This is a genomic window from Levilactobacillus tongjiangensis (assembly GCF_003946345.1).
Taxonomy (GTDB): Bacteria; Bacillota; Bacilli; order Lactobacillales; family Lactobacillaceae; genus Levilactobacillus; species Levilactobacillus tongjiangensis.
The window spans coordinates 82,919-96,905 of the sequence record NZ_RHNY01000009.1 but is presented as its reverse complement, the minus strand read 5'-3'; the positions used below and the strand labels follow the sequence as shown (position 1 = coordinate 96,905).

Sequence of the window (13,987 nt, the reverse complement as noted above, 5' to 3'; positions counted from 1 at the left end):
CCTTAAATTCAATACCGTTATCATACCGCATCTGGCCGGCTTTGTAACTAACGCCGTCCGCTACCAAGTAAAAAAGGGCAACCAGCTGGCCGCCCCCCGATTCATCATGCGTTTAATCACTCGTTGACGTGGTCCCACTGACCGTCTTCACGTTACTGTCGTTGGTCAAGATGGCTCCCGTGAACGCGTTGACGTGTTTCAGCTGTAAGACCCCGGCGTTGTTCCCGCTGTTGGCCTTGACCGCAATGACCCAGGTCGGAATGTACACGCTGCTGTTCTTCAAAGTGAAGTAACGGGTGTACGCCAGCTTGGTCCACACGATCTTGGTGTTATTCGAAATCTGATTGTACTGATACAACCAGATCAGCGCCTTCCGCTCGGAAATGGTTTCCGTCTTTTCACGTAAGGTCGATACGTCTGACAGGTAACCCTGCGTGTAGCCGGTCACCGTGCCATCGTTGGTCAGGCTAAAGCGAATTTCACCATACCGCGAGTAAATCTGCCCGTCCGCCACGTGTTGCGTGTAGACCACGGTGTTTTGACTGGACAACTGCTTGTTATAGAAGTAATTTGTCCCGTTCAAAATCATGGCCCCGTTATTGACCACGGTATCCAGCGTCTTATCCGGATGCTTGGTATCAACACCCGTAATGGGCGTCTTAAACGTCGACGCAACCGTGCCGTCATCGTGGTACAGGACCGTTTGATCACTCAGCGTCGTCAGCATATTTTTAACACTGCTGTCGTTACTGGTTGAAATGTAGTAGCCTTCGCTACTGGCCTTCGACGGCGTCTTAAAGGTGATATCGTCGGACCGCATTTCTTTGACGATGGTGGCATCGCTATCCGCCGAACGTGTCGAGGCCGTCTCCGTTTGCCCGGATGTATCTCGTTGAAAGGCAACGAACAAGAAAATATCAATGACAATGAACGCGACTAGGAATAACCATTCGATGCGGCGGAAATCCATGCCAAACCACCCTCCTTTTTAGCGACTTACTGTTTCAACATCTGTGAATACGTCTTCCAGCTACCGTCGTAGAAAACGTACCAGGTAGGCGTCAGGTTGACGACCTTATCTGATGAGGACGAAGCCAGCCACTGATACCCAAGTTGCACGGTCGTAATCTTCTTTTTACTATACCCGGCGGCCGTTAGCTGGTCAATCACACTCTGCGTGCTAGGCAGCGAAACGGACTTCTTGTCGGTTGGTACGGGGACCTGCAAGCTGTACAGCGAGAAATAGTACCGCCGCACACCCTGTGACAGCATCTGAATCCGTGCTGCCCCGTAATTACTCTGATTAAAAATGGGGAACCCTTCAACGAAACTCCGGTACGTGACCGTTGAGTTCGTGTGGTTGTACCCGTAGTACCGCAGGTTTTCCATTGGAATCCCCACGGCCTTCACAGCACTATAGCTGGCATTCAGCGCCTGACTAAAGCTCAGCGACGCTTGCAACGCGCTGTAGTCTTCATACAGGGCCGTCCCCTTCTTATGGTAGACGGTCAGCTGTTGTGACGCCCCATCGCTATAGATGGTGTTATCTTTGTTTTTCTTGGCCGAAACGTTGGTCGACTCCCCCTTATTCAGGAGGCGTGTGGTAAAGTAATCCGTCGACTGTTGGTTGACCAAGTAGCTGTAGGATTGCACGGTCACGTTGTTCATGACGTACGGTACCGCCGAGCCGTTGAGCCACTGCATCTTAATGTCGATTCGAAAGAGATTTTCCTTCAGAATCTTGTTCAGCTGCTTGTTGTTCCCCTTCTTCACGGTCACCTGGTAGACTTCCTGATCCTTATCGTCTAATAGGTAGATGTGCTTGGAATTGTCCAGTGGCACCATGATCCGCGAAAATTGGGTAGCGGACCGCCCTAAGTTACTGTTAAACACCGTGTTGAACAGTTTAACGTTGACCGGCGCCCCGTAGGACAAGAGAATGCTGCTCTTAGTCGTCAAAAACTTCATATAAACGGCTTGGGACTTAACATCGACTCGGCGAATTCGCCCTAAGTCCCATTTGGACAGGGCCTCGCGAATCTCCGTGGTCAAATTAACTTTCCGGTTATTCAACAGTTCCTGATTGCCGCTACCATTGGTGTACACCACCTGCGTTGGCAAATAAACGTCCTGCTTCGGCCGCGAATTTAACTCGGTCGTGGGCGTATTAGAGCTACGCTGGCGGTTACGCTCGTACTGAGCCGGATTCGTCCAGATCATGGCGGACAACGCCACACTGATCACTACGGCGATGGTAAGCCCGAGTGGTAAGAATGCTTTAGTTATCTTCATCCCAGAGATCCTCCTCATCGTACGGCTTGTAAGGCAAGGAAATGTAGAACGTAGAGCCGCGGCCCTCACGACTATCGACCCAGATTCGGCCGCCCAACATTTGGACAACTTCACGGGAAATCGCAAGTCCGAGCCCACTCCCACCTTGGGCCCGTGAACGGGCCTTATCGACCCGGTAGAACCGGTCGAAAATGCGTGGAACATCTGCTCGTGGAATCCCTAACCCTTGGTCAGAAACGCTTAAAATCACGTTATTATGCGTCTCCAGCAAGCGGGCCGTTACGACACCACCGTCTGGGGAATATTTAATCGCGTTATTCATCAAGTTATCCAACACTTGTGTGAACCGGTCCGTGTCAATCTCGACCCAGAGGTCCCGCTTCGTGAAGTCCCGCTTGATAGTGTACGTCTTCTTAGGCTGGTCGTCTTGCTTCAACATCATGTCAAAGCGATCCAGCACATAGTTAAAGAGTTCGTTTAAGTTAACCATTTCGAGTTCAAGCTTTTGCGTTCCAGAGTCCATCCGTGACAGCGTTAAGAGGTCATTGATCATCCGAATCATCCGATCAGTTTCCTCTTGGGTGACCTTCAAGAACTGTGGTGCCACCTCGGGATCCTTCCAGGCCCCTTCAGACAGTGATTCGATGTACGCCCGCACACTGGTCAGTGGCGTCCGTAATTCATGGGACACGTTGGAAACGAATTCCTTCCGGTCCTGATCGATCTTCTGTTGTTCGGTGACATCGTGTAGGACACAGACTAACCCGGAAATAAAGCCAGATTCCCGCTGAATCAGGGAGAAATAGGCTTGCAAGATCAGGTCATGTTCCTTCGTTGAAAAGTCCAAGACCAAATCATCTGGGTCCTCTAAGAGTTCCCGCAACGTATAGTCATCACGAATATCGAGCAGGTCCAGAATCGACTTACCCACGGCATCGTCCGTCTCCTGGTCGAGCAGGCTACCGGCGGTTTCGTTAATAATCGTGACGTTCCCCCGACGATCGGTGGCAATAACGCCATCGGTCATGTGAGACATCACCGAGTCCAGCCGACGCCGTTCAGACTCAGTGGATTCCTGAGCCTCTTCGACCCGCACGGACAGGTTATTGACGGCACTGGCTAATTGCCCTAGTTCATCATTTCCATATACGTGGACGTGGCCAGAGTAGTCCCCACGGGCGATTCGTAGCGTTTGTTTCTTCATTTCATCAATCGGTCGGGTAATGGCTCGCGAAATAATAATCGCCATGACCAGGCCCAAAATAATCGCAACAAACGTGGCTGAGAAGTAAATCAACGTGATTTGATTGATATTTTGATAGACCGAGTCTAAGCTTGAGCGCATTGAAATAACCCCGACTAATTCGCTGTTATTTCCCTGGGTTCGAATCAGCCGCGTAATGGTGGTGTAGTACCGACTATTGTTCTGTGAATTGTACGTCGTCCGCACCACATCGCGATTATTGTAGATGGCGTTTTTAATGTTGTTATCGGTCGTTTTTTGGCCAACGATCCCTTGGTTGTCGACTTCATTGGTTCCCCGAATGGTCCCTTTGTTATCGATGACCCGAATCTGGGCGTTGTTGGTATTATTGATTTCCGACAACGTTGATTTAATTTGCTTATTTCCCTTGACGGTGTTCGTCATTGTCAGCTCATCTGAGAGCCGATTCCCAATATAAGTTTGCACGACTTGTTGGGCTTTAAACGTATTTAAGTTCTGCCGCTCCAACTGGCGCACAAATACAGCACCAACGATCTCCAGCGTTAAAAGTAGGAGTAGCGCGAAGACCAGCGCGATTTTAAAGTGAATCGACTGGAAAAATTTAATTTTACTATTCACGAAGTCACATACTCCTCAATGCGAGATTTAGCGTTGCCGCTAGCTTAAGCTTGGTCTGAATCTGGGTTGCGCAGGTAGTACCCCACACCCCGTCGCGTTACCAGCCAAGTTGGGTGGCTCGGTGCATCTTCAATTTTTTCTCTGAGCCGGCGGACAGTAACGTCCACGGTCCGGACATCACCAAAGTAATCGTAACCCCAGACCGTTTGTAGCAAGTGTTCCCGCGTCATCACTTGCCCAATGTGTTGGGCCAAGTAATGGAGTAATTCAAACTCCCGGTGGGTCAGATCAATGTTGGCACCGCGCTTAGAAACGGAATAAGCCTCAGGATGGATGGTCAAATCACCGATCTCAATATCTTGGTTTTCTGGTTCTTCTGGCTGGGCGTGAGCGACAGTATCCTGCCGACGCAGGTTAGCTTTCACCCGAGCAACCAATTCTCGGTTAGAGAATGGTTTAGTCACGTAGTCATCAGCCCCAACTTCCAGACCAACGACCTTATCTAATTCAGAATCCTTAGCAGTTACCATAATGATTGGCATATCGTGCTTCCGACGAATTTCACGGGCAACACCAAGGCCATCGACCTTAGGCAACATTAAATCTAAGATAACCAAGTCAGGGCTATCCTCTTCGACCTGCTGAATAGCAGCCTCACCATCGTAGGCAACGGCCACTTCATAACCCTCTTTTTCAAGGTTAAACTTCATAATATCAGTAATCGGCTTTTCATCATCAACAACGAGAATTTTCTTAGGCATAATAAAAATTTCCTCCTTAAAGGGAAATACAAATGAATCCGGCAATTACAGGATTGCCGGCAGGCCGGCCGTTGGGTGTCACACTACCACCGTCAACGGGGCCACTACGTTTTAATGTACAGTTTGGTTCATCGTTTAAAGTCAAGGATAGAACGGACCACCATACAACTGATGGCCCAAAATGTTTTCAAAAGTAACGTTGAACGGCCCGAGATATTTCCGGTGCCGAGAGAACAACGCTAACTGAATTATAACACATCATGAAGTTTCTTTCAGCCTAGGCACATCAAGGATTTAAGCTTCCCTTAACGTGTCATTTCCCGGGAAATACACTTTTCTAATGAACATATACGCTAGTTTAGTCTATTAGCTGTCCGGTGGCTAATAAGACAGCGGTTTCAATCTCGCCTATCAATGGCTTCTTAACATTTTCACGACAATCTCTTTACGAAGATTAATTTCTATTTCGTCAAATTTAGATGGCCAGTCATCCTCAGCTGACCACGCGACTGATTAACTAAACAAACTGGGAAATAATTTTAGAACGGTTATTTTCAAGGAGCTATCTGCTAAATTCAACAATAATTGACCCTTACTTAGCAAATCTGCGAGATTTTTAAATTTTTTGACAAAGACTGCCCTCTGATTAGTGGTGAGCTTTCCTAAAGTTACGCATATTTGACCTAATCTCAAAAAAAACGCAAAATTCTGAAATCTTTTTTAGATTCAGAAATAACCGTGGTAAACCGGGATTTTTCGCTCCTTCGTCATTATGAAATTTGCAATTTTTTTGAATAAAAATCAACTTTTTTCGAAAAAAGGGTTGCGCCCCCCTAATCCTCATGATATGATAGTTCTCGTTGATATGGAAGACATACGACATAACCGATATGGGCAGTTAGCTCAGCTGGCAGAGCAACGGACTCTTAATCCGTGGGTCCAGGGTTCGATCCCCTGACTGCCCATCACTTACTAATCAGCTTTCACGAAGCTAACTTCGTGGTTGCTGATTTTTTTGTACCCTGAGGTAATAAATATCCGCTGACCTCATGTTTATTCATAGTGAGTTCACACGTTGCTTTTTCACTGAACAGTAGCGATTTATCACCGTGAACTCCCTCAGAAGCCGCCACAGTAAGCCTGCTTCACCGACACTTCCTACATATATGGATGACACCCGCAACGGAAACTTGCAGAGGTGATGCGTTATCCAACAGCAACATCAGAAGAATCGCATGTCTTACCGGGTCGTCGCCCTCTTGATTGGCCTGGTCTTAAACGCCTTCGGCAACGCCCTCAGTGTTTCAGCCAACGCTGGGAGTGGGATTTGGACCGCGGCGGCCGTTAACATCGCTTACTGGATTCACGGCAACGTAGGGGTCATCCTCCTCATCGTCGGGGTTCTGAGCGCGCTTTTGAATCAGATTCTGATTCACCAGATCGACATCCCCCGGTTCGTGGGTGAGGTGGCCTTCATTTCCTGTTTCGGTTACTTCATTGACGTGTTCGTTTCCATGTTTGGCAAATGGGGGGTTCCCGACCTTTCCTTGGGTTGGCGCATGCTCCTCAGCATCGTAGGGGTCACCATCTTTGCTAGCTCCATTTCCATCTATCAGCGGGCTAACCTCATCATGCACCCCAACGATGACACGTCGAACATCCTGCGATTTATGTATCTAGGTGGGCGGGCCACGGCTTCACAGCTGGTCGACTTCATTCCACCGATTATCATGATTGCTGTTTGTTACATCGCCACCCGGCAGATTTACTCCGTCAACGTGGGGACGTTATACTCCATTATCTTTAACGGCGTCATCATTGCCGCCGCTGACAAGCACATCATGCCACATTTATACCACAACTTTAGAGTTTCTCATTAAAGTAACCTTATCCGTTGACCACTAGTTGGTCAGCGGATTTTTTTCGTCTTCCCAAATTTGTTTTCAGTCGTTCATACTGTCTATACTGGTCTTTGAAAGGAGGCACCATCATGCGATTTACATCAAAATTTCTTGATTCCTATTCACGCTGGGTTAGAACCTTAGATTTTCTCGAGTTACCCTTCGGCATCGTCTGGCTGCTCAACTTTCTCTGGCCGCGCTACGTGGTGCAGATTAGTATCGTCTTTGCCCTCTATAACATTATCTTCTTCCTCTCCTGGTTGGTCGAAACCATTTGGCGCCATCATCAGCAGAAAAATGGGCGTCTAAAGCGTTGATTTGGACTGGACAAGCTCCCACCTCAGGGACTACGCTTAATAAAAATAAGTGGAGTGGACTGTTTCTCGGATAATTATTTTATCGACTAGTCTATCCCCACAGCTTAGAGGGGAACCGTCACTATGAGAAAATCCGTCGTCCTGTTCGCCAGTTGTCTGGTCCTGCTGACTAGTCTGCCAGCCGCCGCTGCCACTAAGAATCCAACACCCATCAGCAAATACCGTTACGCTAGTAAGAAAGCCGCCTACTATAACAAATCGACCAGTGCTTACTACCGGTCTATTTGGACGGCCGCTCGTAAGGCTTGGAATAAATCCAAGGCCTTCAAGTGGTCCGCGACCAAGAATAAAAAGTCGCGAACGTTTACCACGACCGTCAGCAAGGCTTCCGGCATCTGGATCAACGCAACCGGGATGGCTTACAACGGCATGTCCTTTGACAAGGCCGGTCACCAAACCGGTTCAGCCATGTATCTGAACCGCTCCGTTCTGAAAAAGTACAAATACAATAAGAAACAACGGACTAACGTTGCTATTCACGAAATGGGTCACGCTCTGGGTCTCAGCCATAACGCCAAGGGCTCCGTTAGTGTGATGAATCCAGCTAACCGGGTCCAACCGCTACGTAACGTTGATATTCGTGGCGTTAAGAAGGCCTACAGCACCCCCGTCGCCACGCGCAAAGCTCTGGCTTCCGCTGCCAAACCATCGCTCTCCGTCGACCACATTAAGGACTATTCCAACAATATTTATGGCGTCGAGGGACTGGTTCACGATGCCGGGACCATTGTGGAAGGGACCATCACCAAGAGTGTTGGCCACCACCAGACCCCTAAGAATTACTATACGACCCAAACGTTAAAGGTGTCAGACAAGTTTAAGGGCGCCGCCGCTGGAACCACCCTCACCTTCACCCAGGGGGGAACTACACAGATGGCCGTTACCGACAGCGAGGTCTTGCATCCCGGTGAAGACGTGCTGGTCATGTTGGGGAAGAGTGCCGCTGGTAAATACTACGTTATCAATGACGGCCAAGGCATGTTCCTCGACACCCACACCAGTAACGGGCACGAGCTCTTTGAACACGTGTCTGATCACACCATCTACACGGAAGACATGCTCCACTAAGTCTATCTTCTCGCCTTGCCAGCCGCCAGATATGGGCTGGAACGGTGCGGGCACAACTTGAAACCTCGAAAGTGCTGAGTCTTCAAGCTTGACCTTCTGCTAAGCCAGCAGGAAAAACACCTCCTGACTAAGCAGAACGACGCGCCTGAGCCCATATCTGGCGGCCTCTCGGCTTAAATAGTAGTTTGCTTTCAAGTTGTCTGCTATCAGTGAGACCGTTAACAGTGCCTCAACTGACCCCTTGTCAGCGATAATCATGTTGCAACACAATCAGAGCCGGATTCCCTGGCCGTCGGAGTGCGTTCAATTTAGCGTATTAATACTTGCTAATACTGGATTGAAGCAACTAATTTATCTTTCAAGCTTTAGTTCTGATTTAAAATGAAAAGCGGTCGTGACGGTTTAACCCGTGACGACCGCTTTTCTATGTATAACTTAGCGCAGGTACCAATGATGCAGTGCCGTTACCAGGTCAATCAACGCAAATAACGCGATGAATCCACCTACGCTAGCAATAAATAGGAGTCCATAACTTCGCCAGAACAACTGGCCTTGCGTGATGAAATCAACGGTTCCCTTAAACAGAAATACCGGTAATAAAAAGAACAGATAAATCGCTAACAAGTCAACCGATTGGGTTACTTGCTCCCTTAGAATCTTCCGAAAACCCATCACACAACCTCCTCCGATGATCCATCATCGCCGAAGCCTGATCTAACAGCAGTTAGCCACCGCCATCGCCCCATAATCAGTTCCGGTTGACCTCATCCCCGAGTCCCCATGCAGATATCATACCATGGTCCCCCCGCAATAACTATGCCCATGAACTAAGTTGTACGGAAAAACTAAAGCTTATCGACAACTTGCTTATATAACTGTTTTTGCTAGTTTGAATGACTAGTTCATCGCCGCTTAACTTGGTGACGAACCCATGTTGCTAGTTATTATTTTGATAATCAGAATGTCAGCTTTCGTAGCCTTTACTGCCCGTTCTTGCGCAAAAAAGCGCTTATCTGTGAAAAGCGTTGACGTCGTCCTGATTACCAGCTATGCTTAGGTCCTCATTCTGATACCCGAAAAAGCTGTCCCGAGTTCTGGGGCAGCTTTTTTGGTTGCTGTCGGGGCTTGAGCGGTTGGATGACGTGTTTTATTGGGGTTGTCTCCAGACTTAGCTTCCCTTGGCTGGGTGTGGAACTAGGCAGATTCCTGCGCTTAGCACAAAACAAGCTCCAAACTGGATAAATCCAGTCTGAAGCTTGTTTTACGCTAATGCTCAGAATCTAAGCGCCTATTTCCACACTCTACTTCCAATAAGCATACTTATACTGTGCGTCACTCATCATGGTGTACTTCAAACCACCAACCGTCTTAGATACTAAGTGCGCCTTGGCTTGTTGGTACAGTGGGACTAAGCCCGCTTGTTCCGTGACGTACGTGTCCGCCTTCTTTAACATATCCCACCGTTGTTGCGTGGTGTACTTCGCCGTGTTGTCGATTTCTTTCATCATGTTACTGAAGTGAGCGTTGTTCCATTTCGTGAAGTTAACTGAACTGGTTCCATCCGCCATCTGTAAGAAGTCTGATGGGTCCCGCCAGTCTGTGGTCCAGCCGTCCAAATCAATATCGAAGTTCCCAGCCGCCCCTTTGGCAATCTGCTGTGCCAAAGGCATCGACTTAATGGTGATTGTCAGACCTGGCATGTACTTCTGCGCCTGTTGTTGTAAGTATTGGGCCACGTGCTTCTGTTCGTCCGTATCAGCCGTCAGGAGCTCTAAATTAGCCTTCTTGATGCCCAACTCCTTCTTTGCTTGGTTCCAAAGTTGCGTCGCTTTCTTGGGGTTGTAACTCAACAGGTTACCCACGTCTTGCGAGAAGTCCTTACCAGTAGTTGGGTCATTGCCGTCACCATAAGGAATCAAACTCTTAGCCGCCGATGAACCATCTTGCAGCACGCTCTTCGTCACAGCCTTCCGGTTCACAACGTAGGAGAATGCTTGCCGAACCTTCGTGTTATGCGTCACGGTCTTCTTGTCGTTAAATTCCAGGAACCGCATGGAGCTGTTCAACGTCGTCTTTAATTCTGGATTGTTGGCGTTTTGCTTGATGTATTGACCTGACAGTACCGTTTCTTGAACCTTACCAGACTTGAACAAACTAGCTGAGGTCCCCGGGTCCTTCACAACCTGAACGCCCACCTTCTTGATTTTCACGTTCTTAGCGTTCCAGTAGTTGTCGTTCTTCACGTAAGTCCATGAATCGGCACTCCCACTCCAACCGACTAACTTGTAGGCACCTTCGGACATGGTCTTAGCTGCGGAAGTTCCGTACTTGTTACCATATTTATTAAATAAATTCGTCTTGATTGGATAAACGGCCGTTGCCAAGATATCTGGCAACCAAGGCTGTGGTTTGGACAGCGTCAGTTGTAATGTCTGCTTATCCAAAGCCTTGGCACCAATGGCCGAAGGATCCTTCTTGCCGTTTTGCACGTCATCGTAGTTCTTCAAAAACTTCAGTTTGTTGGCCACTTGCGACTTGGACTTGGGATTGACCTGCCAGTCAATGGAAGTAACGAAGTCCTGAGCCGTGACAGCATCACCGTTGGCCCACTTAGCATTCTTTTTGATCTTAAACGTATAAACGGTGCCATTCTTCGTGGGCTTAACTACTTTTTCAGCAACCCCGGCCACGACCTTTCCGTTGGCATTCAGCGTGTACAGCCCTTCTTCAGTTTGGGCAATCATGCTGGAACTGTTGCTGTCACCCGAAATCGCTGGGTTAGCCGTCGCCGGGTTCCCCACCATCGTCACGTTTAATTCTTTATTTGCATCGCTCTTGGCTTGCGTGGACCCACAACCGGCCAACGCAGCCACTGCTAACAACCCAAAACCTAATCCCATTAATTTTTTCATTTTAATTACCCCTCATCATTAATTATCACTAAAAAAGTCGTCCGTCCTTGTCAGCCACCTCTGGCTAACAAGGGCGAACGACTCGCGGTACCACCTTGTTTTATCTCTCATGGAGTTCCTTAGAACTCTCCGTGCGGTAGTGGACACGAACCAGTAACGGCTACTCCATTCACCGTTACGACTTCCAGATGCGCTTCACTCGTATGGTTTGATCCGGCTTTCATCTTCCCGGACTCGCTCAACAAACCATCACGAGCTACTCTTCTGTTTGACGTCTTCTTGATTGATATTAAATTTATCATCATTCATTTTATCTGTCAATGCTTTTATAAACATTCATTTTTATGTATATTTTATAGATATTTGGGTAAAAAAACAGCCAACCCACGTCGCCGTAGGTTGGCCAAAATGAATAATCGTGAAGATTCCCTAAATAATCGCGATAATTTTTTTATTTATGCGTCCAATGTTGATGATTTTGTGTGGTGGTCGTCGTTTGCCGACTCACGGTCTTCCCCGCCTGACTGGTCGTGGTCTGCGTCTTAACGGCAACGTGACCTTTACCTTTGCCGCCATTTGATAGCTGGACGGCCGTTTGACCAGATGTTGGTTGGACCACTGAGTCCGTCACGGTTGATTGGCTCTTAGGTGCCTGAATGAACAGAAAAGCGCCTAAAACCAGACCGATCAACAGACCGCTGATTCCCCGAATACTTTTTTTCATGTGCTTTCCCCTGATTTCCCTATGTGCGTTTTAGTCCTCTAGCGACATTATACACCTAAGTTGTCCAAAACTTATCGATAAGTTTCCACACGCCGTTGGTTTCCCGTTACAACAACCCCAGTCAAGACCAAGACAATCAGGTTAGCCGCAGCTGCCACCACGAAGAGTACGGTGTAGGATGCGTGGTCGATCACCAGGCCCCCGAAGAGTGGCCCCAAGGCCTTCCCAACGGACGCCCAAGCGTTGGCCATCCCCTGATACTTTCCTTTGACTACGGTCGGTGTCAGGTCGTTAACGAGCGCTGGAATCGCCGGGAACGCAGTTGCTTCACCCATCGTCAGGATTACCATGGCAATGACGAAGTGCAGGTAGTCCTTGGCAAAAATCAGCGTAATGAACGACAACGCCACGAAGAAGATCCCGGCGTAAACCTGCACGTAGAGATTGCTAACATAGTTGGCTAACCAGTTCAGCCCCGCCTGGAAAACTACAATCAGCGCGGCATTTAGCGTCCACAACAGACTGTATTCCTTCATGGGAATGCCCATCCCCGTCATGTAGACGGACAGGTTCGAGGCCCATTGCTCATACATCGTCCAAATGATGACCAACGAGATGAAGAACGTCGCCATGATCCGCCGGTTGGGCAGCGCAATGTGGACGGTCGTCTTGGCCCTGGTCACCACTTTGCGGTTCACCACGGCTGGCACCTTGTAGCACACGATGGCCACGATGAGAAAGCCCACGAACAGGCCAAAGGCGATACCAAACAGCAGCGTAATGCTGGTCGTGTAGACAAAACCCACCATGGCAGTTCCGAGCACGATTCCCAGATTTTCTGCAAAGTACAACATGTTGAAGATGTACCGACCATCCCGACTATGAATGGTCGTGGCCAATGAATTGACCATCGTTAACGTCCACCCTGAGGCAAACCCCAGGAAGACCAACGCAATTGGATAAGCTGGCCAGCCATGCGTGACGACCAGCGTGCCAAACGTGACCAGGGACATGCACAACCCCAGCGATGGTTAGATGGTAAGGATTGAGGCGGTCAAACAAACGGCCCCCCAATACACTACCCACGACATTGGCGAGGGAGTAAAACAGCAAGATGATACCCACCTCGGTCAATGACGTTCCCAGCCGATTATGTAAATAAATGGTGGTCAGCGGCCAAATAAAACTCATGCCGATACTACTGAACAATGCACCCAGTAGGAGCCACCGGATACGGATTTCTTGCATAAAACCCCTCCTTTTCTCAAAAGATGTTAAGCTTTATTCTAGCACTCGTGGGGCGAACGTGACCACCCCACATCTAGGAGGTCATCCCATGACAAAACTCATTCAATCCGTTCAACGGGCCGCGGCCATCTGTCGACTACTGACCACTCAACCAGAAACGAGTCTCCACGATCTCCAGGTGGCGCTTCAGCTCCCCAAAGCCACCACTTACGGCCTACTGGCGACCCTGGTCGCCGAACGTCTCGTTTATAAAAATCCGCTGACCGCCGCCTATTCACTGGGCCCGGCTGCATTGGTTGGGGACCAACCGCTCACTGCCACCCAACTGGTTCGGCTACTCCGTCCCGACCTACAACAACTGGCGCGTGATCAGAATCTGGCCGTTCACGTCGCGGTCCGCCAAGCTGAACGCGCACACTACTTAGCCAAAATTGAGGCCCCCCACCCCCAACACGTGTCAGCTCAGCCCGGCCAAGACGACTCATTGGCCATCACAGCAACCGGTAAGTTGCTGCTTAGCGCCAGCCCAGCCGACTTTCAAGCCAGCTATTTAGCGAGTCTGGCCGCACCACTAGCCCGACAATTACGAGCCGAACTCCCCAGCATCAGGCATCGAAACGTAGCTTACGACCGCGGCGAACAGACCCATCAAATTGACTGTGTCGCTACCGGCCTGCGCGACCACCGCGGGCAGGTGATTGCCAGCGTCAGTCTCGTTTTACCAGCCACTGCTAATACAACTGACTTGCAGACTGGTGAGCAGCAGTTACTCGCATTAACTGCGGCTTTAGCGCCCCGCATTTAGATTTAAAGAGTGGACCACCTACATTTATCATAAAAAAAAGGGCCAGGAATTTCGTC

At 49.1% G+C, this 13,987-nt stretch carries 11 protein-coding genes, 1 tRNA gene, 1 pseudogene and 1 other annotated feature; of the genes and pseudogenes, 5 read left to right on the top strand and 8 right to left on the bottom strand.

The genetic code is table 11. From position 1 onward, the window contains the following. Nucleotides 1-112: 112 nt before the first annotated feature. Genes EKM75_RS07135 through yycF form a run of 4 tightly spaced genes read right to left on the bottom strand, consistent with a single transcriptional unit; the run spans nt 113 to nt 4,896 of the window. Nucleotides 113-970 (bottom strand): two-component system regulatory protein YycI, encoded by an 858-nt coding sequence (locus tag EKM75_RS07135; protein ID WP_125693282.1) that lies wholly within the window; start codon nt 968-970, stop codon nt 113-115. Nucleotides 971-996: 26 nt separating this feature from the next. Next, nucleotides 997-2,292, bottom strand: coding sequence for a YycH family regulatory protein (locus EKM75_RS07130; protein WP_125693280.1), 1,296 nt, complete (start codon nt 2,290-2,292; stop codon nt 997-999). Beyond that, nucleotides 2,279-4,135 (bottom strand): cell wall metabolism sensor histidine kinase WalK, encoded by a 1,857-nt coding sequence (walK, locus tag EKM75_RS07125; RefSeq protein ID WP_125693278.1) that lies wholly within the window; start codon nt 4,133-4,135, stop codon nt 2,279-2,281. Before walK ends, EKM75_RS07130 begins: the two co-directional genes overlap by 14 nt. A 44-nt stretch (nt 4,136-4,179) precedes the next feature. Beyond that, a complete protein-coding gene (gene yycF / locus EKM75_RS07120; protein WP_125680637.1) occupies nt 4,180-4,896 on the bottom strand; it encodes a response regulator YycF in 717 nt (238 codons plus the stop codon). Between the two features lie 892 nt (nt 4,897-5,788). On the opposite strand from yycF, the gene EKM75_RS07115 reads away from it, so the two are divergent. The 4 genes from EKM75_RS07115 to EKM75_RS07100 all read left to right on the top strand — a co-directional run bounded on the left by EKM75_RS07115 (nt 5,789) and on the right by EKM75_RS07100 (nt 8,242). Continuing rightward, a tRNA-Lys gene (locus tag EKM75_RS07115) sits at nt 5,789-5,861 on the top strand. Nucleotides 5,862-6,131: 270 nt separating this feature from the next. Beyond that, nucleotides 6,132-6,776, top strand: a complete 645-nt coding sequence (locus tag EKM75_RS07110) for a hypothetical protein (RefSeq protein WP_125693276.1) — start codon at nt 6,132-6,134, stop codon at nt 6,774-6,776. Nucleotides 6,777-6,886: 110 nt separating this feature from the next. Further along, complete coding sequence (locus EKM75_RS07105; RefSeq protein WP_125693274.1) at nt 6,887-7,114, top strand: hypothetical protein; 228 nt, start codon at nt 6,887-6,889, stop codon at nt 7,112-7,114. A 123-nt stretch (nt 7,115-7,237) separates the two neighbouring features. Then, the gene (locus EKM75_RS07100) at nt 7,238-8,242 is read left to right on the top strand and encodes a matrixin family metalloprotease (RefSeq protein WP_125693271.1); all 1,005 of its coding nucleotides are present in this window, start codon (nt 7,238-7,240) and stop codon (nt 8,240-8,242) included. Between the two features lie 435 nt (nt 8,243-8,677). Here the strand turns inward: EKM75_RS07100 and EKM75_RS07095 are convergent, their stop codons facing one another. The 4 genes and pseudogenes from EKM75_RS07095 to EKM75_RS07080 form a co-directional block, all read right to left on the bottom strand. Continuing rightward, nucleotides 8,678-8,914 carry a hypothetical protein gene (locus EKM75_RS07095; protein WP_125693269.1) on the bottom strand — a complete coding sequence of 79 codons (237 nt, stop codon included), beginning with the start codon at nt 8,912-8,914 and terminating at the stop codon, nt 8,678-8,680. A gap of 629 nt (nt 8,915-9,543) precedes the next feature. Then, the gene (locus EKM75_RS07090) at nt 9,544-11,154 is read right to left on the bottom strand and encodes a peptide ABC transporter substrate-binding protein (RefSeq protein WP_125693267.1); all 1,611 of its coding nucleotides are present in this window, start codon (nt 11,152-11,154) and stop codon (nt 9,544-9,546) included. 66 nt (nt 11,155-11,220) lie between these two features. Further along, nucleotides 11,221-11,435, bottom strand: a binding site (T-box leader). Nucleotides 11,436-11,605: 170 nt separating this feature from the next. After that, nucleotides 11,606-11,878, bottom strand: a complete 273-nt coding sequence (locus EKM75_RS07085; RefSeq protein ID WP_125693265.1) for a hypothetical protein — start codon at nt 11,876-11,878, stop codon at nt 11,606-11,608. A 71-nt stretch (nt 11,879-11,949) separates the two neighbouring features. After that, a pseudogene (locus tag EKM75_RS07080) lies at nt 11,950-13,126 on the bottom strand (MDR family MFS transporter). Nucleotides 13,127-13,214: 88 nt separating this feature from the next. Here EKM75_RS07080 and EKM75_RS07075 point away from each other — a divergent pair. After that, nucleotides 13,215-13,931: an IclR family transcriptional regulator gene (locus EKM75_RS07075; RefSeq protein WP_164508752.1), complete on the top strand. Its 717-nt coding sequence runs from the start codon at nt 13,215-13,217 to the stop codon at nt 13,929-13,931. Nucleotides 13,932-13,987 lie beyond the last annotated feature (56 nt).